This is a genomic window from Kribbella sp. C-35, assembly GCF_046549195.1.
Classification (GTDB): Bacteria; Actinomycetota; Actinomycetes; order Propionibacteriales; family Kribbellaceae; genus Kribbella.
The window spans coordinates 2,193,704-2,213,159 of the sequence record NZ_JAJPWG010000001.1; the positions used below are offsets into that span (position 1 = coordinate 2,193,704).

21 protein-coding genes are annotated in these 19,456 nt (G+C 68.7%); 12 read left to right on the forward strand and 9 right to left on the reverse strand.

Annotation, left to right across the window (positions count from 1 at the left end):
* Nucleotide 1 precedes the first annotated feature (1 nt).
* The 7 genes from ACLJOO_RS11145 (at nucleotide 2) to ACLJOO_RS11175 (ending at nucleotide 6,318) form a co-directional block, all read left to right on the forward strand.
* Nucleotides 2-1,663 (forward strand): protein kinase family protein, encoded by a 1,662-nt coding sequence (locus ACLJOO_RS11145; RefSeq protein WP_410786806.1) that lies wholly within the window; start codon nucleotides 2-4, stop codon nucleotides 1,661-1,663.
* Complete coding sequence (gene sigM / locus ACLJOO_RS11150) at nucleotides 1,660-2,388, forward strand: RNA polymerase sigma factor SigM (protein ID WP_410786807.1); 729 nt, start codon at nucleotides 1,660-1,662, stop codon at nucleotides 2,386-2,388. The genes ACLJOO_RS11145 and sigM overlap by 4 nt, the downstream gene beginning before the upstream one ends.
* A gap of 115 nt (nucleotides 2,389-2,503) precedes the next feature.
* The gene (locus ACLJOO_RS11155) at nucleotides 2,504-3,265 is read left to right on the forward strand and encodes an anti-sigma factor family protein (protein ID WP_410786808.1); all 762 of its coding nucleotides are present in this window, start codon (nucleotides 2,504-2,506) and stop codon (nucleotides 3,263-3,265) included.
* 119 nt (nucleotides 3,266-3,384) lie between these two features.
* A complete protein-coding gene (gene trxB, locus ACLJOO_RS11160) occupies nucleotides 3,385-4,368 on the forward strand; it encodes a thioredoxin-disulfide reductase (protein ID WP_410786809.1) in 984 nt (327 codons plus the stop codon).
* A 32-nt stretch (nucleotides 4,369-4,400) separates the two neighbouring features.
* Complete coding sequence (trxA, locus tag ACLJOO_RS11165) at nucleotides 4,401-4,718, forward strand: thioredoxin (protein ID WP_410786810.1); 318 nt, start codon at nucleotides 4,401-4,403, stop codon at nucleotides 4,716-4,718.
* 48 nt (nucleotides 4,719-4,766) lie between these two features.
* Entirely contained in the window at nucleotides 4,767-5,891 is a 1,125-nt protein-coding gene (locus ACLJOO_RS11170; RefSeq protein ID WP_327638874.1) for an N-acetylmuramoyl-L-alanine amidase, read from the forward strand.
* Between the two features lie 76 nt (nucleotides 5,892-5,967).
* A complete protein-coding gene (locus ACLJOO_RS11175) occupies nucleotides 5,968-6,318 on the forward strand; it encodes a VOC family protein (RefSeq protein ID WP_410786811.1) in 351 nt (116 codons plus the stop codon).
* Between the two features lie 4 nt (nucleotides 6,319-6,322).
* On the opposite strand, the gene ACLJOO_RS11180 is transcribed toward ACLJOO_RS11175, so the two are convergent.
* A complete protein-coding gene (locus ACLJOO_RS11180; protein WP_410786812.1) occupies nucleotides 6,323-8,449 on the reverse strand; it encodes an MMPL family transporter in 2,127 nt (708 codons plus the stop codon).
* Between the two features lie 73 nt (nucleotides 8,450-8,522).
* Between ACLJOO_RS11180 and ACLJOO_RS11185 the strand changes: the two genes are divergently transcribed.
* Nucleotides 8,523-8,849 (forward strand): PadR family transcriptional regulator, encoded by a 327-nt coding sequence (locus tag ACLJOO_RS11185; RefSeq protein WP_410786813.1) that lies wholly within the window; start codon nucleotides 8,523-8,525, stop codon nucleotides 8,847-8,849.
* Here ACLJOO_RS11185 and ACLJOO_RS11190 read toward each other — a convergent pair.
* The 4 genes from ACLJOO_RS11190 to ACLJOO_RS11205 are packed head-to-tail and all read right to left on the reverse strand — an operon-like array spanning nucleotide 8,829 to nucleotide 10,793.
* On the reverse strand, nucleotides 8,829-9,467 hold the full coding sequence (locus tag ACLJOO_RS11190; protein ID WP_410786814.1) for a permease prefix domain 1-containing protein: 639 nt from the start codon (nucleotides 9,465-9,467) through the stop codon (nucleotides 8,829-8,831). The two genes, ACLJOO_RS11185 and ACLJOO_RS11190, sit on opposite strands and share 21 nt — an antisense overlap.
* Before the next feature lie 29 nt (nucleotides 9,468-9,496).
* Nucleotides 9,497-9,883 (reverse strand): DUF2784 domain-containing protein, encoded by a 387-nt coding sequence (locus ACLJOO_RS11195; protein WP_410786815.1) that lies wholly within the window; start codon nucleotides 9,881-9,883, stop codon nucleotides 9,497-9,499.
* 4 nt (nucleotides 9,884-9,887) lie between these two features.
* Nucleotides 9,888-10,541 carry a GNAT family N-acetyltransferase gene (locus ACLJOO_RS11200; RefSeq protein WP_410786816.1) on the reverse strand — a complete coding sequence of 218 codons (654 nt, stop codon included), beginning with the start codon at nucleotides 10,539-10,541 and terminating at the stop codon, nucleotides 9,888-9,890.
* 51 nt (nucleotides 10,542-10,592) lie between these two features.
* Complete coding sequence (locus ACLJOO_RS11205) at nucleotides 10,593-10,793, reverse strand: hypothetical protein (RefSeq protein WP_410786817.1); 201 nt, start codon at nucleotides 10,791-10,793, stop codon at nucleotides 10,593-10,595.
* A 193-nt stretch (nucleotides 10,794-10,986) separates the two neighbouring features.
* Here ACLJOO_RS11205 and ACLJOO_RS11210 point away from each other — a divergent pair, with 193 nt between their 5' ends.
* From ACLJOO_RS11210 to ACLJOO_RS11225, 4 genes are all read left to right on the forward strand, one after another.
* Nucleotides 10,987-12,297, forward strand: a complete 1,311-nt coding sequence (locus ACLJOO_RS11210; protein WP_410786818.1) for a PLP-dependent aminotransferase family protein — start codon at nucleotides 10,987-10,989, stop codon at nucleotides 12,295-12,297.
* A gap of 133 nt (nucleotides 12,298-12,430) precedes the next feature.
* Nucleotides 12,431-13,378, forward strand: a complete 948-nt coding sequence (locus tag ACLJOO_RS11215; RefSeq protein WP_410786819.1) for a D-alanine--D-alanine ligase — start codon at nucleotides 12,431-12,433, stop codon at nucleotides 13,376-13,378.
* A 134-nt stretch (nucleotides 13,379-13,512) separates the two neighbouring features.
* Nucleotides 13,513-14,316, forward strand: a complete 804-nt coding sequence (locus tag ACLJOO_RS11220) for an SURF1 family protein (protein WP_410786820.1) — start codon at nucleotides 13,513-13,515, stop codon at nucleotides 14,314-14,316.
* A complete protein-coding gene (locus ACLJOO_RS11225) occupies nucleotides 14,313-14,666 on the forward strand; it encodes a DUF3817 domain-containing protein (RefSeq protein ID WP_410786821.1) in 354 nt (117 codons plus the stop codon). Before ACLJOO_RS11220 ends, ACLJOO_RS11225 begins: the two co-directional genes overlap by 4 nt.
* Nucleotides 14,667-15,269: 603 nt before the next feature.
* On the opposite strand, the gene ACLJOO_RS11230 is transcribed toward ACLJOO_RS11225, so the two are convergent.
* The 4 genes from ACLJOO_RS11230 to rsmG form a co-directional block, all read right to left on the reverse strand.
* On the reverse strand, nucleotides 15,270-16,037 hold the full coding sequence (locus ACLJOO_RS11230; RefSeq protein ID WP_410786822.1) for a dihydrofolate reductase family protein: 768 nt from the start codon (nucleotides 16,035-16,037) through the stop codon (nucleotides 15,270-15,272).
* Nucleotides 16,038-16,262: 225 nt separating this feature from the next.
* A complete protein-coding gene (locus tag ACLJOO_RS11235) occupies nucleotides 16,263-17,228 on the reverse strand; it encodes a ParB/RepB/Spo0J family partition protein (RefSeq protein ID WP_410786823.1) in 966 nt (321 codons plus the stop codon).
* A gap of 115 nt (nucleotides 17,229-17,343) precedes the next feature.
* Nucleotides 17,344-18,279: a ParA family protein gene (locus ACLJOO_RS11240; RefSeq protein WP_410786824.1), complete on the reverse strand. Its 936-nt coding sequence runs from the start codon at nucleotides 18,277-18,279 to the stop codon at nucleotides 17,344-17,346.
* Nucleotides 18,280-18,779: 500 nt separating this feature from the next.
* The gene (gene rsmG, locus ACLJOO_RS11245) at nucleotides 18,780-19,448 is read right to left on the reverse strand and encodes a 16S rRNA (guanine(527)-N(7))-methyltransferase RsmG (protein WP_410786825.1); all 669 of its coding nucleotides are present in this window, start codon (nucleotides 19,446-19,448) and stop codon (nucleotides 18,780-18,782) included.
* Nucleotides 19,449-19,456: the final 8 nt, after the last annotated feature.

A 19,456-nucleotide genomic window follows, 5' to 3' on the forward strand; every position in this document is an offset into this window, starting at 1 on the left:
CGTGTCGAACCAGACCGTGAGCCCTGGTGCCCTCCTGGCCGGGCGGTACCGGATCGCCGAGTTGCTCGCGGAGATCGACGGCGCCCGGGTGTGGCGTGCCGTGGACGAGGTCCTCAGCCGCGCGGTCGTCGTCGACGTCCTGCCGGTCGGTGATCCCCGGACCAATCTGCTCTTCGACGCCGCCCGCCGGGCCGCCGCGGCGAACGACCCGCGGTTCCTGCGGGTGCTCGACTGCGACATGCACGACGGCGTGACGTACTGCGTTCGCGAGTGGGCGGGCGGCCGGACGCTGGAGCGGATGCTCGGCAGCGGACCGCTCACCGGGCAGCAGGCGGGCTGGCTGGCCCGTGAGGTGTCCGAGGCCCTCGAGAACCTGCACCGCACCGGCTACGCGCACGGAGCGATCAGCCCGGCAACCGTGGTGATCACGGACGCGGGCGCGATCAAGGTCATCGGCGTGGCCACCGAGGCGGCACTGCGGTCGTCCGGTGCCGGTTCGCCGGAGGAGGACGTCCACTCCCTCGGCCAACTGCTCTTCGCGTCGCTGACCGGCCGCTGGCCCGGTCCGGCGCCGGCCTGGGGCATGCAGCCCGCGCCCGTCGAGCACGGCCGGCTGCTGAGCCCGCGCCAGGTGCGCGCCGGCGTACCCCGCTCGCTGGACGACATCTGCGACCGCCTGCTCGGTGACCCGCCGCGGCACCACGCGCCGCCGATCACGAGCGCGGCCGGTCTGTCCGCGGCGCTGTCCGGCGTAGTCGGCAGCTCGCACGAGCCGCCGAACCAGATGGACGAGACCGTCCAGGTCGCCCGGCAGAACGGCAGCGTCGACGACGCCACCCAGGTGGTGCCGCAGGCCCCGCCGCCGGCGATCGACCCGACCCCGCAACCGGCGTACGACCCGGAGCCGAACGGATACCGCCCGCCGCAAGCGGCGTACAACCCGTCCACCGACACCCGTCCGGTACGCCGTCAGCCACCGCCGCCGTCGAACGGGAACGGCCGGCGCCGGCACGAGGAGCCGAAGGCCAAGGGCGGCTGGGGCGGCCGGATCCTGATCCTGCTCGCGATCCTCGCCCTGCTGTCGGTGATCGCGATGGCGCAGTTCCTGCTCAAGGGCGCGATGAACAACGACCAGGGCAGCGGCGACGGCGGCACGAAGAGCAGTGCCCCGCCGCAGACCAGCACCACCCCGTCGGCGACCACCGGCGGGAAGGCGGTCATTGCGAGCGCCAAGGACTTCGACCCGGACGGCGACGACGTCGAGCACCCCAAGGACGTGAAGAACACCTACGACGGCGACCCGTCCACGAACTGGAAGACGCAGTCCTACCGGAACAAGCCGAACCTCGGCGGCCTGAAGCCGGGCGTCGGCATCTACTACAACCTCGGCGCGAAGACCTCCGTCTCGAGCGTCGCGATCGCCCTCGAGGGTGACGACACCAGCCTCCAGGTGCTGATCCCGAACGGTGACACCACCAAGCCGCCGTCGTCGATCGACGGCTGGAAGGCCGTGGCGTCCAAGGAGGACCAGCCCGAGGGTACGGTGAACGTGGCCCTGCCGGCCGGGACTCAGTCGCAGTACGTGCTGGTGTGGCTGACCAAGCTGCCGAAGGTGTCCGACGGTTATCAGGGCATCATCTCGGAGGTCACGATCCAGAAATGACCGCTCACGTGGACTCGGGCAATCCGCCGCCCCGGCCGGACGTCCCGCGGATCGGCGCGGACGAGCCGGTCCCGCAGGGCGCGGCGCAGCCTGCCCCGGCGAGCGGACCGGTGAGCTACGACCAGCTGGACGACCACGAGCTGCTGCGGATGCACGTGTCCGGCAACCCGGACTCGTTCGGGTTCCTGGTCAAGCGGCACCGGGACCGGATGTGGGCGGTCGCGATCCGCACCCTCGGTGAGCCCGAGGAGGCCGCGGACGCGCTCCAGGAGGCGTTCATCTCGGCGTTCCGGCGGGCGGACTCGTTCCGCGGGGACGCGAAGGTGACCACGTGGCTGCACCGGATCGTGGTGAACGCCTGTCTGGACCGGATCCGCCGCCGCCAGGTGCGCGCCGCGGACCCGCTGCCCGAGGACGAGGACCGGGCCGCCGAGCTGGCCGGGCCAACCGAGGAAGACCCGGCCGAGGTCCGGGAACGCAGACTCGACGTGCTGAACGCACTGAAGCAGATCAACGAGGACCAGCGCGCTGCGCTGGTCCTGGTCGACATGGAGGGCTACTCGATCGAGGAGGCGGCCGCGATCCTCGACTGCGCCCCCGGCACGGTCAAGTCGCGCTGCGCCCGCGGTCGCGCCAAGCTGCTCCCGCTGCTGCGGCACTGGCAGACGACCCGGCAGTCCGACGTACCCGAGAAATCCGCCGCGGAAGCGGTGGGAACCGAATGACCCGGTTACCCGTCCTAGCGAAGTCGCCTGCCTCTGGCGACCGGACGACAGACACCTCCGACCGGAGTTTTCCTATGACCACGCCGCTGACCTCCCGTGAGGAGGCGAGCCCCCGATGACCGATCCCGGTCTGCCGACCAGTGAGCACCTCGAGCACCTGGACACGGACACGATCGCCGACCTGATCGAGAACCTGCTGCCTGCCCCCGAGGCGCACCGCGCTCGTGAGCATGTGAAGGCATGCCCCGACTGTCAGCAGACGTACGACGCACTTCTGCAACTGACCACCGACCTGGCCGAGGAAGGCCGCAGCGACATTCCGATGCCGGCCGACGTCGCCGAGCACCTGGACTCGGTGATCGTGTCCGAGTCGGTGCTGCGCGCGTCCACGGTCGGCGTGCACTCGCTGGCCCAGATCCGCGAGGAGCCGCGCCGGCACCTGCCGAAGCTGCTCGGCGCCGCGGCCGGTGTGGTGCTGATCGCCGCCCTCGGTGTCGGCGTGGTGATCGCCACCAAGGACCAGGCGAACGACGGCGCGGCCGCCGCCGACCCGAACACCCCTCCGGCCGACGCGGTGGCAGTCAACACCAAGGACATCGGTTCGTCGACGAAGCGGTGGCTGGACAACACCCCGAATTCGATCCTGCACGGCTCGACCGACGAGCAGTCGTGCGCCCGGTCGTTCGCGGCCGGCGAGGCGAATTCGAACGTCCGGCTGGTCCAGCCCGCCAAGATCGACGGTAAGCGGGCCACGATCATCGGGCTGCAAGGTGCGCAGCCGCGGGAGATCCAGGTCTTCGCGGTCACCGGATGTAGCGTCCCCGGCGGCGTACCCACCTCGTTCTTCGAGACCACGGTCACCCTGCGCAACCGCTGAATTCACAAACCGTACGGCGATGCGGTACGGCGGCCCGGCGATGGGTACCGTGGGAATGGTCGGCCTCTAGGATCCGTTGAGTACGACGTCACTGTCTCGACGACACGAGGAACGCCTGAATGAGCGACTCCACCACAGTTCGCAACGTCATCATCGTCGGCTCCGGCCCCGCCGGTTACACCGCCGCGGTGTACGCCGCCCGCGCGGCACTGGAGCCGTTGGTCTTCGAGGGCTCCGTCACCGCCGGCGGCGCGCTGATGAACACCACCGAGGTGGAGAACTTCCCCGGCTTCTCGCAGGGCATCATGGGCCCGGCGCTGATGGACGAGATGCGCACCCAGGCCGAGCGCTTCGGCGCCGAACTGGTGGCCGACGACGTGACCAAGGTCGACCTGACCGGCGACATCAAGGTGGTCACCGACTCGGCCGGTACCGAGCACCGCGCCAAGGCCGTCATCCTGGCGATGGGTTCGGGCTACCGCAAGCTCGGCCTGTCCGACGAGGACCGGATGTCCGGCCACGGTGTGTCCTGGTGTGCGACCTGCGACGGCTTCTTCTTCCGTGACCACGAGATCGCGGTCGTCGGCGGCGGTGACTCCGCCGTCGAGGAGGCCACCTTCCTGACCAAGTTCGCGAAGAAGGTGCACCTCGTGCACCGCCGCGACGAGCTGCGGGCCTCGAAGATCATGGCCGACCGGGCGTACGCCAACGACAAGATCGAGTTCCAGTGGAACTCCGCGGTCGACAAGATCCACGGTGACGACAAGCTGACCCACCTGACGCTGAAGGACACCGTCACCGGCGAGACCCGGGAGCTGCCGGCCACCGGCCTGTTCATCGCGATCGGCCACGACCCGCGCTCCGAGCTGGTCAAGGGCCAGGTCGACCTGGACGACGAGGGCTACGTGCTGGTCAAGGAGGGCAGCACCGAGACCAACCTGCGCGGCGTGTTCGCGGCCGGCGACCTCGTGGACCACACCTACCGGCAGGCGATCACCGCCGCCGGCACCGGCTGTGCGGCCGCCCTGGACGCCGAGCGCTACCTGGCCGCCCTGGAGGACGCCGAGCACGCGGCGGCCACCACCGAGCCTGTCTCCGTCTGAACCTCACAACCATCCCTGAAGGAGCTACCTACATGAAGGCCGTCACCGACGCCGAGTTCGACCAGACCGTCCTGAAGAGCGACAAGCCCGTGCTCGTCGACTTCTGGGCCGAGTGGTGCGGACCGTGCCGCCAGGTTTCCCCGATTCTGGAAGAGCTGTCCCAGGACCACAGCGACAAGATCACGTTCCTGAAGATGAACGTGGACGAGAACCCGGTTACCCCGAGCAACTACAGGGTTACCGGTATCCCTACCATCAACGTCTACGTGAACGGTGAGCTCGCCAAGTCCATCGTCGGCGCCAAGCCGAAGGCCGCGCTGCTCAAGGAGCTCGCTGCCTTCACTGAATAGGCACAGAACCGCCTGAAGTTCCGCCACACCGGCAAGGAGTCACACCTGATGGAATCCCCGCACGGCGTGTACCGCATCGGCGACAGCGGTGAGGCGGTCGCTGAGATCGTCGGCAAACTGCAAAGACTCGGGCTGCTGACCGGCGGCCACGACGTCTACGACGAAGCGACCGCGCACGCCGTCCGGGGATTCCAGCAGCAACGTGGGCTGATGATCGACGGGGTCGTCGGCCCGCAGACGTACCGGGCGATCGACGACGCGCGCTGGCGGCTGGGTGACCGGCTGTTGACGTACGTCCCGTCGCACCCGATGAGCGGCGACGACGTACTGAGCCTTCAGGCGAAACTGCAGGAGCTCGGGTTCGCGGTCGCCCGGATCGACGGGATCTTCGCCGCAGACACGCAGCGCGCGGTGACCGAGTTCCAGCGGAACATGGGTCTGCCGGCCGACGGCACCTGTGGACCGTCGACGTTCAAGGCATTGCAGCGGATCCGGCCGATGGCGACCGGCGGCCGCCCCGACGCGTTGCGCGCGCGGGAAGCCGTCCGCGCCGCTGGGCCGCGGTTGTCCGGCAAGACCGTGGTGATCGACCCGGGTCACGGCGGCTTCGACTACGGCTGGGAGGGCTACGGCCTGCGCGAGTCCGACATCGCGTACGACCTGGCTGCCCGGATCGAGGGTCGGCTCGGCGCCACCGGCGTACGGGCGTATTTGTCGCGTGGCCGCGATCAAGGTCCGGACGAGCTGGCGCGGGCCGCGTTCGCGAACGAGACGGACGCGAACCTGTGCGTCTCGCTGCACACCGACGGCTCGATGAACCCGGCCGCGCAGGGCGTCGCGACGTACTTCTACGGCAACGACTTGCACGGCGCCACGTCGAGCGTCGGCGAGCAGTTCGCCGGCCTCGTGCAGCGCGAGATCGTCGCCCGCACCGACCTGCTGAACTGCCACACCCACGCCAAGACCTGGGACCTGCTCCGCCGCACCAAGATGCCCGCGGTGCGCCTGGAGATCGGCTACGTCACGAACCCGCACGACTCCGCCCGCCTGGCCGACCCAGCCTTCCGCGACGTCATCGCCGAGGCCATCGTGGTGGCCATCCAGCGCGTCTATCTCCCCCCGGACCAGGACGCCGCCACCGGCATGCTCCGCTTCGGCCAACTCACCGTTTAGCCGGTCGATTTCTGGTTGAGCTGTTCGTCATCTGAATGAGCCGGGTGATTACACCGGGCCTGTTCAGGGAGGGTTCATGGCGCATCCAGTTGTTCATGCCGAGATCAGGTCGGCCGACCCCGACAAGACCCGGGAGTTCTTCGCGGAGTTGTTCGGGTGGAAGGTCGCGTCCGAGGGCGGGCTTCCGGGGTATACGTTCATCGACACCGGAGCCGAGGGCGGCCCGTACGTCGCCATCAGCCCGCGGCAGGGCGCTGAGGACGAGGTGCTGTTCTTCGTGGCCGTCGAGGACGTCGCAGCTACTCTTGCGCGCGCCGAGGGGCTGGGCGGACACATCGTCCAGCCGGCCCAGCACGTACCGGGCACCAGCTTCGGTGTGTTCGCCGACGCGCAAGGTCACAAGATCGGAGTGGCCGCGACCGAGTGACGGCCTATTCCTTGTCCAGGGCGATCCGCGGGAGGACGCGCTCGAGGCTGCTCGGTAGCCACCAGGCGTGGTTGCCGAGTAGGCGGAGTACGGCTGGGACGATGATGCAGCGGATCAGGAGAGCGTCGAGGAGGACGGCGGTTGCCAGGCCGAGGCCGAACTGTTTGAGCATTCGGTCCGGGCTCAGCAGGAACGCGCCGAACACCACGATCATGATCGCGGCCGCCGCCGTGATCACGCTGCCTGTCGTCGCCAGCCCTTCCCGGACCGCGACCCGCGCGTCTCCGGTCCGCCGCCATTCCTCGTGGATCCGGGACACCAGGAAGACCTCGTAGTCCATCGACAACCCGAACACGATCGCGAAGATCATCACCGGCACGAACGCCTCGATCGGCCCGGCCTGCGCACCGAACCAGCCCTGCTGGAACACCAGCGTGATCACCCCGAGCGAGGCGCCGATGCTGAGCAGGTTGAGTACGGCGGCCTTCAACGGGATCAGCACCGACCGGAACACCGCCATCAGCAGCAACGCCGACAAGCCCACCACGACCAGTACGAAGATCGGCAGCCGCTTGCTCACCGCCGCCGCGAAGTCGTCCGCGGCTGCAGTCGACCCACCGACCAGGTACGTCGCTCTGGTCTGCGACTCCAACGCCGGCAAGGTGTCGTCGCGCAACCGCTGCACGAGGTCGCTCGTGGCCGCGTCCTGCGGCGCCGACTTCGGGAACGCCAGCACGGTGGCGATCTTGCCGTCCGGGGTCACCTGCGGCGGCGTCACCGCGGCGATCCCGGGATCAGCCGCCAACGTCTGCCCGAGCGCCTGCGCCGCAGCCTGATCCCCCTCCGACACCACGACCAGCGGACCGTTGAACCCGGGCCCGAACCCGTCCGCCAACAGGTCGTACGCCTTCCGGCTCGTCTTCGCCGGATCATCCGTCCCCGCGTCCGCGAAACCGAGGCGCATCCCCAACGCCGGAAGCGACAACGCCACCAGCGCGAGCACCCCGAGCACCAACGGCACCCACGGCCCACGCTGTACGACGCCGGCCAACTTCCGCCAGCCGTCCCCAGGCGTACGCCGCTGCTTCGCGGCATGCTTCCGCACGCTCCGCTCGATCCGCTTCCCGAACAGCGTCAGCAACGACGGCAGCAACGTCACCGCCGCGAGCATCGTCATCAGCACGGTCAACGTGACACCGAGCGCAACGCCTTGCAACGAACCGAGTCCCAACGCCAGCAGGCCGAGCAACGCGATGACGACGGTGCAACCGGCAAACATCACCGACCGCCCCGCGGTGTCCAAGGCAACGACCTTCGGGTCGGCCTCGCCCTTCAGCAACTCGTGGCGATAGCGCGAGAAGATCAGCAACGCGTAGTCGATGCCGACACCGAGCCCGACCAGCATCATCACCGGCGTCGTGTACTCCGGCACCGTGAACAGGTGCGACGCGAGCATCAGCAACGCGACCGTGCTGCCGACCGCGAACACCGCGGTCAACAGCGGAAGAGTTGCCGCCAGCAACGACCCGAAGAGGAACACCAGGATCACCAACGCGGCCAGGATCCCCGCGCCCTCGGACGCGCCGCCCGAACTCTCGGCAGCGTTCCGCGCCAGATCCCCGCCGGCCTCGACCTGGAACCCAGGCCGCACGAAGTCCTGCGCCCGATGAATGATCGTCCGTACGTCGTCCACCGGCATGTCCGCCACCGAGACATCCAGTCCGACCGTGGCGTACGCCGTACGTCGATCTGTCGACATAGCGCCGGGACCGGCGAACGGGTCGGCGACCGAGGCGACATGCGGGAGCCCGCGGACCACCGCCAGCATCGACGCGACCCGCGACTTCTCGGCGTCGAGGCCGCCGTCGGCCCGGAAGACGAGCTGCACCGAGGCCGTGTCGCCCTGGGGCTGGTGCTCCTTGAAGATGTCCGTCACCCGCTGGGAGTCGGTGCCCGGCAACGAGGTGTCGTTCTTGTAGTTGGCGCCGACCACCGTCGCCGCGGCGATGACCGCGGCCAGCACCAGCACCCAGAGCAGGAGCGCGAGGCCGGCGTGCCGCATCGCCCACCCGGAGACGCGGTGCAGCAGACCGGGCCGGGTGGCGGGTCGGATCTCGGTGTCCACGGTCATGGCGAGTCCTTGATAAGTAGAATGGCTACATGTTGCCTCTCGACAGTAACAGACATATGAGTAGACTGGCTACATGAAGGCGGATGCGCTGCGTGGACACCTCGACCCGATGATCCTGGCGGTCGTCGAGAACGAACCGCTGCACGGCTACGCGATCATGGAGGCGTTGCTGGAGCGCAGCGGCGGCGAGCTCGACCTGCCCACCGGCACGCTCTACCCGGCGCTCCGGCGACTCGAGCGGGCCGGCTACCTGGCCAGCGAGTGGAGCACGGTCGGCGGGCGGAAGCGCCGTACGTATCAGCTCACCAGTGCCGGCGAGAAGATGCTTGCCTCAGGCAAACAGGAGTGGGTGACGTTCCGCGCTGTGGTGGAAGGTGTCTTACGCCCGGGCCAGGCGTAGCCCGCGGGCGGCCTGCTGCCCGACGAACACGAGCGGCAGCACCACGAACGCCCCGACGACGGTGAAGTCGAGCAAGCCGTTCGGATGCGGGCTGGTCAACGCCATCAGGATGCCGATCCCGCCGATCGCCACGGCGTTCGCGAGTGCGAAGAGCGTGGTCACCCGCGTCACGTGAGTCCGTACGAACGGGCTCCGCAGACCGATGCCGGCAGCAACGACCGCGAGGACCGCACCGGCGATCGCGATCGTGCCGACGTTCCGGACCAGCGCCTGCAGGAGGTCGTTCAGCGGGTTCGGATCGTCCGGGCCGCTGTTCCAGCTCCAGGCGCCTTCCCGCCACACGATCGGCTGGATGATCAACGCCGCGAACAGCAACACCGCCGTACGCCGGCTCTGGCTGACGGCGAGGTCCGCGCGATAGCCCGGCGCGACCTCCTCGAGCGTCCCGAACTCGGCCACCGCGTGCTTCTCCGCGTCGTACCTGTCCAGCCCGTCCGCCTCGAAGGCCTCGGTCGCGTCGGTCAGGTGATCGCGGGCCTCGGCCAGTAGGTCCGCCTTGCGGCGCCGAGGGCCCCAGAGCTCCTTGCTCAGGGCAGCGAGGTACTCGTCGATGGGCACGTGTCCAGTATGAGGAGCCCGACGCCCCCTCACGTCCGGGGTCCCACTGACTCACCCCTGAGCTTCGTACGCCGCCGTACGACGAAGAAGCCGACGTACCCGATCACCACGAGGACGAAGCCGACCTTCTCCGCGATCGGAGTCGCACCGTCAGGCCACAGGTGGCCGTTGAGGTAGTGCTGGATGTATCCGCCCGTGTACACGCTCTCACCGCCTTCCCGGCGGAAGAACTTCTCGGTCGCGGTCACCGGGCAGCCGAAATCGACCAGAACGATCACGAGATTCCACACCACGATGCCGAGGTGGACCCAGATCAGCTTCGGCCACCGCCACGCGAGGAACGCGCCGATCGCGAAGAACAGCAGCAAAGCGCCGTGCACGATCATCACCACGTCGGCCAGCGCCCGCCAGACCATCGGGCTACTCCGGGCCTGATCTCAGGGCGTCGCGAACCGTCACCGGCCCGGACGGAGCCTGTTCCGGCCGGATGGCGCCCATCAAGCGCTCGACGGCGGCCTCCATCTCGCTGCGCCAGGTGATCGCCGAACGCAGGTCCAGCCGCAGCCGCGGATTGCGGGGGTGCTCACGCACCACCCCGAAGCCCACCGCACGCAGGAACTCCGTCGGCCAGACACAGCCCGGCCCGTCCCACCGCGAGTCCCCGAACGCCTCCACGGCCCGGAAACCACGCTTCAGCACGTCCTTGGCGACCGCCTGGACCAAGATCTTCCCGAGCCCGAGTCCCAGGTACCGCGGCAAGATCCGGCCGGTCGCGAGGACGACGGCGTCCGGGCTGACGGGTGCGGTCGGAAACGCCTGGATCCGGGGCAGGTACGTCGCCGGCGCGTACACCGCGAACCCGGCCGGCTCGTCGTCGACGTACAGCACGATTCCGGCGGTCCCCCAGTCGAGCAGCAGCTGGGACAGCCAGGCTTCCTTCTCCAGCCCGGTGTCACCGTTGCGGTTCGCCTGGCGCGCGGCCACCGGATCCAGCTCCCAGAACACGCAGTCACGGCAGGGCACCGGAAGCTCGCCGAGATTGGCGAGCGTCAGCGGTTCCAGCCGTCGGGCCATCAGCGCATCCGATCGGCCGTACAGGCTGTTAGGTTCGTCACGGTCCGTAGGTCATCGGGCGGCCGGTTGGGCCGCTGGTTCGGGGACGTCGGACGGGGTCCGCGCGTCCGTGGTGCGAGTCGCCTCGGGAGCGACGTACCGCTGCTGCACCTTCCCTGCGGGTTGCCGCCGGAACAGCTCACCGGCGAACCCGGCCAGCACACCCAGCACCAAACCGCCGAGCGTCCAGCCGGCTGTCCTGCCCACGCTCATCCTGATCCGCCTTCCCAGTCCACCTCTCAGGCCGCACCACCCCGGCCGGCTGTCTCAGCAGCCAGATTCCGGCATGGTCGAACCTGCCCCTATAAGGCATGGTAGTGAGAGGTCACGCCGATCCCCAGTCCCGACTGGGGTCTGTCGACGTAACCTGGTGACTTCCCCCTCGATCACCGTTGGAGTGGCCCCCGTGAGTGCTGACGTGCCCGATGTCCGGCAGACCCGACTCGACAACTACGTCGAGGCGTATGCAGCCCGGACCAAGGGCATGACCGCATCGGAGATCAGAGCCCTGTTCTCGGTCGCCAGCCGGCCGGAGGTGGTGTCGCTCGCCGGCGGCATGCCGAACATCGGCGGTCTGCCGCTCGACGTGGTCGGCGGCGCGGTCCGCGACCTGGTGATCGACAACGGCGCGACCGCGATGCAGTACGGCTCCGGCCAGGGCGATCCGACGCTGCGCGACCAGATCTGCGACATCATGCGGCTCGAGGGCATCGAGGCCCATCCGGACGACGTCGTGGTCACGGTCGGCAGCCAGCAGGCCGTCGACCTGGTGACGCGGGTGTTCTGCGACCCCGGCGACGTGGTCATCTGCGAGGCGCCGTCGTACGTCGGAGCGCTCGGCGTCTTCCGTGCGTACCAGTGCGAGGTCGTGCACGTCGCGATGGACGACGACGGCGTCGTACCGGAGGCGCTGGAGCAGGCGATCGCGTCGGTGCGCGCGGCCGGGAAGCGGATCAAGTTCTTCTACACGATCCCGAACTTCCACAACCCGGCCGGGGTTTCGCTGTCCGACGAACGGCGCGCGCGGGTCCTGGAGATCTGTCAGCAGGCGTCGGTGCTGGTGCTGGAGGACAACCCGTACGGGTTGCTCGGGTTCGAAGGTGAGCCGCAGAAGGCGCTGCGCGCGGCGGATCGCGAAGGGGTCATCTACCTCGGCTCGTTCTCGAAGACGTTCGCCCCCGGGTTCCGGGTCGGCTGGGCGGTCGCGCCGCACGCCGTCCGGGAGAAACTCGTGCTGGCGCAGGAGTCCGCGACCCTGTGCCCGCCGACGTTCAGTCAGCTCGCGATCTCGTCGTACCTGGTCCGGCACGACTGGATGGGGCAGGTGAAGCAGTTCCGCGAGATGTACCGCGAGCGCCGGGACGCGATGCTCGCGGCGTTGACGGAAAAGATGCCAGCGGCAACCACCTGGACGCGGCCGGGCGGCGGGTTCTACGTCTGGCTGACGTTGCCGGAAGGGCTGGACGCGAAGGCTATGCTGCCCCGGGCGGTCACGGCGCGGGTCGCGTACGTGCCCGGAACGGCGTTCTTCGCCGACGGTTTCGGCTCCCAGTGCATGCGGCTGTCGTACTGTCACCCGACGCCGGAGCGCATCACCGAGGGCGTCGGCAGGCTCGCCGCGGTGATCAACGAGGAGCTTGAGCTCCGGCAGACGTTCGGCCCGCTGCCCCCAGGCGCCGGCCACGGATACGACGCTCCGGGGCCTGAGCTTTCGTAGCTCTGGTTCGCAAAGGTTGCGCAAGGGACCTACGGGCGGGCGGGGGTCCAGGATTCGGTAGGGGTACCGTTCGAGTGGGCCTCGGGACCGGCGACCGTGCCGGAGTCGCCCACGAGTGATCGGGATATTTGTGATGAGTGATCTGGGTCGAGTGCTGGTACTGGCAGGTGGACTGTCGCACGAGCGGGACGTCTCGCTGCGGTCCGGCCGCCGAGTGGCGGACGCCCTGCGCAGTGTCGGCGTGGAGGTCGAACAGCGCGACGTCGACGCGTCCCTGGTCGATCGTCTGCGCCAGGATCCCCCGGACGCGGTCTTCCCCGTCCTGCACGGCGTCACCGGCGAGGACGGCGCACTCCGCCAGGTCCTCGACCTGTACGGCGTTCCGTACGTCGGAGCCGACGCGGCCGCGTGCCGTACGGCGTTCGACAAGCCCGTCGCCGCGACGGTCGTCGGCGCCGCGGGACTGCACACGCCCGCTTCGGTCGTGCTCGGGCATGACACGTTCCGCGAGCTGGGTGCCGCTGCGCTGATGGAGGCAGTGATCAAGCAGGTCGGACTGCCGCTGGTCGTGAAGCCGGCGCGCGGCGGTTCGGCGCTGGGTGCGTCGATCGTGCGGTCGGCCGAGGAGCTGCCGTCGGCGATGGTGAACTGCTACGCGTACGGTCCGGTCGCGTTGATCGAGCAGTACATCGACGGGACCGAGGTGGCCGTGACGGTCGTCGACGTCGGCGACGGGCCGCGGGCGTTGCCTGCTGTGGAGATCCGCCCGGACTCGGGGTTCTACGACTACGAGGCGCGCTACACAGCCGGGGCGACGCAGTTCATCGTGCCCGCGCGACTGGAGCCTGAGGCCGCCGGCGCGTGCGCCGCAGCCGCTGTCCAGGCACACCAGGCGCTGGGCCTGCGCGACCTGTCCAGGACGGACCTCGTAGTTGACGCGGCCGGCGTGCCGTGGTTCCTCGAGGTGAACGTGGCCCCCGGAATGACCGAAACGTCCCTCGTCCCCCTGGCCGCCGAAGCAGCCGGCATCGAACTAGGCGTCCTCTGCCGCGACCTCCTCGCCACCGCAGCAGCCCGCTAACCCCCAATCCCCCCATGCCTGACCCGACCCCCGCCGACCCGACACATTCCGAGAGTTCCACCGCGACAGGTGGTGGGAGGTCTGCTCGGCCGTTGTGGCGGACGGCTGTGGCGCCTCGGTGGTCCGGTCTTCTCGTGCTCGCCCTGGCGATCGCGTCGGTCATGACGATCATGGGCGTGTGGCAACTGGGCGTCTATCGGTCGAAGACGGCCGACGCGACCGCCCAACGCGCCGCCGCACCTCCGGTCGCACTGCAGTCGCTGTTCTCGATCGACGAGGGCCTCCCGTCGAAAGCTGTCGGCCGCCGAGTAACCGTCGACGGCACCTGGGGCCCAGCCACGGACCAGGTCCTGGTCACCGACCGCCTGCAGAACGGACAAGCCGGACTCTGGGTCGTCTCACCGCTGAAGCTGTCCGACACCGACGCGGTGATGATCGTCCGTGGATGGGTAGCTTCGCCCTCTGACCCGGCCGTCACGCCCCCCTCCGGCCCAGTGCGGTTGAGCGGATCGGTAGTGGCATCCGAGGCCGAGGACTCATCAGACGACGCCGCCAAGGGACGAGTGCTGTCGTCACTCCGGATCCCGACAATCGTGCACCTGGTGAACTACCGGGTGTACGACGCATTCGTCGTACAGTCCGCCGTCGACGCAGGCGCCGTACCGTCCCCCGCACCCGCGATCGTCGCACCACCCCCGCCGCCCACCGACCACGCCGGCCTCCGAAACGTCGCGTACGCAGTCCAATGGTGGATCTTCGCCGCCTTCACCCTCTGGATGTGGGCCCGCATGGTCCTGGACGCCCACCGCGAACCCGACGACCCAACAACCACCGCCGGCCCAGGCGACCCCGGGACAGGTGGTTCCGAGCGAGGTGACTCCGGGACGGGTGACCGTGTCGGGGAGGCTGTGGAGTCAAGCGGTACCGTTTCAGCGTGACTTCCTCTGCCGACCCCGCCACCTCCGCCGGCGCGCAGCCGCTCACCCCGGCCGTCCGCGGCGCGCTGACCCGCTATCGCGTGATCGCGTACGTCGTCGGCGTGATGCTGCTCCTGCTGCTCTTCGTCGCGATGCCGCTGAAGTACCTGGGCGACAACCCCGGCGCAATGAACGTGATCGGCCCCCTCCACGGCTTCCTGTACGTCGTGTACCTCCTCGGCACGTTCGACCTCTTCCGCCGAGTCCGCTGGTCCCTCCCGCGCCTGTTGCTGATGGCAGTCGCCGGCACGATCCCCTTCCTCTCGTTCTACGCCGAACGCAAAACCACCCACGAACTCCTCGGCCGCTAACCCGACCGCAGGCGAACCGGCACAGCACGTCGCCGGGGTTGGACATGAACCGGGGCGAGACACGGGACCTGGACGCGCGGGACACGAAACGGACGCCAACGACCGGCCCGGCATCGACACCCGCCTACACGACGGCGACTGAACACAGGAAACGGTTGCTGAAGACCTGCTATTTCAGGTCTCCAGCAACCGTTTCCTGTCTCCACCCCCAACAAGTGCCCCGTCCAACCACACCGCCGCAACCGAGCCGGCGACTCGCTCCCTCGGTAGCCCGCGTGCCGCGCAAGACACCTCACCCGTGGACCTGACGAAGAACTCCGCACCGCAGGCTCCGGAGCCTGCGCACCGCCCGCGGAGTGGCCGTCAGCCACCGCATCTGCGCCGGGTCGCGCGCAATGTTTCACATGAAACATTGGGGCGAGTGCCGACGTTGATTTGTCGACATATCTCCCTGGTGATCTATCACGCTACTTCGTACTACGAACTAGCTCTGTGAGCGCGATCCTAAGCGCCCTCCGCGAACTTACATCCCTGTGATTCAAGACCCCAGGCCGCCTGAAAGCGCCACTCAGCACCCCAGGTCACGCCCCGGAGGACCCCGAGTCAGCTCCGCCGTACGACGTAGTGGAGGCGAACCACGCCGGCCGAGTCCGTCTGCGCCGAGAGCAACTGCACTCGCGTCGGAGGCTGGCCAACCGCGAGTGGCGACCCGTCCATGATCGACGGCGTCCCGAGTCCCCCGACAAGCGCCGGCGCCAATGTCAAGTGCAGTTCGTCGATCAGATCTGCCCGCAACAGCGCACCGTTCAAGCCGCCGCCCGCGGTCGACACGATGCACCTGATGCCTAGTTCGCTGCCCATCGCCGCCACCGCTCGGCTCAGGTCAACACGCTCTTCGCCGACGACGAGGTAGCAGATCCCCTCCCGACGGAGATACCCGAGATAGTCCGCCGGCGTCGACCGCGCCACCAGGACCAGTGCGTCCCAGCCCTCATGTCTCTCCGTCCAGCGCACTCGTCCACGACTGTCGACGACGGTGAACCACATGTGCGACGGCGACCGTTGCTCGATGACATCCGGCGGAAGGAAGTGCTCGTAAAGCCCAGCCGGGTCGCCGTCGTAGCTGGGCAGTTCACCCGGGATCTCTTCCTCGCTCACCAGACTGCCGCTGCCCTCGAGGAGCGCATTGCAGCCGTACTGCTGCCTGACCACCTCGATGACGTCGATCGCGACGGAGTCCGGCGCCTCCGGGGTCATCGATCCCCACAGCTCCGAACTCGGCGGATGCATCAAAAGCGCGTTCCGGGTCAGCGCGACCTTGCCGTCGACACTCGCCCCCACGCTGACCACCACGCGCGGTCGCTTCTGCACTGTGCCCTCCCACCGGTTCGCTGGACGATGCACACCAGATCCAACCAGCGCCCACCGACAGTTCGCGGCGCCCCGGAGATCACGGACCAGCTCGGCGACGGACGGAGCCGGCGCTTCCGAGTCGGCGAGATCACTGGCCTGCCCCAGGCCATGGACCTACCGCAGGCCATGGACCTACCGCAGGAGACGGGACCTCGCAGGTCGGCGGGTGGACCCCAGGTGATGTCAGGCGTCGGTGGACTTGTTCGGGTCCATCAGCGTGACGATGCGCTCCAGGTCGTCGAGCGACGCGAACTCGACCGTGATCTTGCCCTTGGTCTTGCCGAGGTCGACCTTGACGCGGGTCTCGAACCGATCGGAGAGCCGGTCCGCCAAATCGACCAACCGCGGCGCGACCGGCTTGTTCCGGCGGCGCGCCGGGGTGGGGTCCTCGGCGTTCATGTCGCCGAGCGCAACGATCTCCTCGACCGTCCGCACCGAGAGGCCCTCGGCAACGATCCGCTGCGCGAGCCGCTCGATCGCGTCCCCGCTCGGCAGACCGAGCAAGGCCCGCGCGTGGCCGGCCGAGAGGACACCCGCGGCAACCCGCCGCTGAACAGAAGCCGGCAGTTTCAGTAGACGCAGCGTGTTGGAGATCTGTGGCCGCGACCGCCCGATCCGCGTCGCGAGGACCTCCTGCGTGCACCCGAAGTCGTCGAGCATCTGCTGGTACGCGGCCGCTTCTTCCAGCGGGTTCAGCTGGCTCCGGTGCAGGTTCTCCAGGAGCGCGTCCCGCAGCATCGCGTCGTCCGACGTCTCCCGCACGATCGCCGGGATGGTCGTGAGCCCGGCCTGCTGCGTCGCCCGCCAGCGCCGCTCGCCCATGACGAGCTCGTACGAGTCGCCCTCGAGCCGCCGTACGACGATCGGCTGCAGGAGCCCGATCTCCTTGACGGAGTGGACGAGCTCCTCCATCGCCTCTTCGTCGAAGACGGTCCGCGGCTGCTTCGGGTTCGGCGTGATCTTGTCGACGTCGATCTCCGCGAACGAGGCCCCCGGTACGGCGGCCAGCTCCGGCCCTTGCGGCTCCGTCGACATCGTCACCGGGGGTGCGCCCGGGATCGAGTTCGACTTGCTGCCGAGGGTCGTGGTGCCAGGCGCCGGCGAGCTGGGGATCAGCGCACCAAGTCCGCGTCCGAGTCGGGTGTTCATCGCGCTCCCTCGAGGTCGACATCCTGCTGAGCTACTGCTGGCCTACCACAACGCACACCGGACTCCGCTACTCCCGTACCGGCCCCCGTGTCCCGTTTCACGTGAAACGGCACCGTCAGGCGTTGTTCCGCATCGCGATCTCGCGGGATGCCTCCAGGTACGACAGTGCACCGGCCGACGCCGGGTCGTACGCGAGCACGGTCTGCCCGTGGCTCGGAGCCTCCGAGATTCGCACCGAGCGCGGTACGGCGGTCCGCAGTACGGCGTCCTTGAAGTGCCCACGCACCTCGGCCGCGACCTCGCCGGCCAGCTTGGTGCGGGCGTCGTACATGGTCAGCAGGATCGTCGACACGTCGAGCCCGGGGTTCAGGTGCGACTTCACCATGTTGATGTGGCGGAGCAGCTGCGACAGTCCCTCGAGCGCGTAGTACTCGCTCTGGATCGGGACCAGCACTTCGCGCGCCGCGGTCAGCGCGTTCACCGTCAGCAGCCCGAGCGACGGCGGGCAGTCGATGAACACGTAGTCGTACTTCTCCCCCGCGGCCTCGGTCTCGGCCAGGTACGCCTCGAGCACGGTCTTCAGCCGGCTCTCCCGCGCCACCAGGCTGACGAGCTCGATCTCCGCGCCGGCCAGGTCGATCGTCGCCGGGATCACCTGGATCCCGGGGTGTTCCGCGCACGGCTGGATCAGCTTGCCGAGCGGCTCACCTTCGATGACCGCCTCGTACACCCCCGGCGTACCTTCGGCATGCTCGATCCCTAGGGCCGTCGACGCGTTGCCCTGCGGGTCGAGATCGATGACCAGGATCTTCGCGCCGTACAGAGCGAGGCCGGCGGCGACGTTCACCGTCGTCGTGGTCTTGCCGACGCCACCCTTCTGGTTGGCGACGACGAAGACTCGGGTCTGGTCGGGCAGCGGGAACTCGCGGCCCATCGTGCGTCCTTCATTCACCAGCAGGGTCCGTTCGGTCGCGGCGGCGATCGGAGTCTCGAGGAGTCGTCGCTGAAGCTCGTCCGACGTGGCCCGCGCGGCGATCTGTGCGGCAGTCATAGCGCCCATTCCAATAGGTGCGGGACTTGGCCCGAAGAGGATGTCTGTAGGGGTCGGGGCGGGTCTGCCCCCAGCTCCGTCCACAGGCTTCTGTGGACGAATTCCCGTCTGCGGGGGCAGTTTCATGCGGTCGTCATCCACAGGCGGTGGAGACTCCGAAAGGTCCGGCTCGACGTCCACCAGTGACGCCGAATCGGGCCCGGAACCATCATCCCGCATGTCCGGCGTTTCACGTGAAACGGACGCCGGATCGTCGGTCACCGGATCGCCGAGACCGGCCGCCGCAGCGGCCTGGAGTCCCGAGGTGTCGATCGGCGGCGACAGGAGCGGCTGCTCGGCAGCCGGTGTCGAAGAGGTCTGTGCTGGGGCGGCAGGAGCGGGTTCTTGACTCACCACACGAACGGCGGAATCCGGCTCGGTCGGCCAGCCGATGCCCTGTGACGACGTCGGCACGCCGGTGCTCTTCTCGGGCCATCCGAGGGCACGACTCACCAACCCGCTCACCTCCCGTGTCTTCCGTGCCGGGATCCCCCTGCAGCACGTCCGGCCACAATACTCACCACAGTCGTGGGGTTGGCCAGTTCATCGCCGCCGAGTTGATGAATATGACAAAGCTCTGCGCCGAGCTTCATCAATTCGCGCTCTGAGGCGTCCAGTTCCTCCTCTGCAGACGCCCCTTTCATCGCCAGCATGAGTCCGCCCTCGACACACAACGGCAGACACCACCGGGCCAACTTGGCCAACGGAGCGACGGCCCGCGAGGTCACCACGTCGTACGTCGCCGGCGGCAGATCCTCGGCCCTCGCCCGCACGACGGTCGCGTTCTCGAGCTCGAGTGCGTCGACCGCTTCCTGGAGGAAGGTGGTACGTCGCAGCAGTGGCTCGACGAGATCCACCTGGAGATCGGGCCGGACGATCGCGAGCACGATGCCGGGCAGGCCCGCACCGGTGCCGACGTCGGCGACCGACAACTCCTCCGGGATCAGCCGCTCGACGACAGCACAGTTCAGCAGGTGCCGATCCCAGAGCCGCGGGACCTCCCGCGGACCGATCAGTCCTCGGAGCGTGCCCTCGGTCGCCAGCAACTCGGCGTACGCCGAAAGCGGCACCGCCGCCCGTGGAAACAGCTTGTCCACGAGCGGCGGTGTTTCACGTGAAACGTCGTTCACAGCATCAC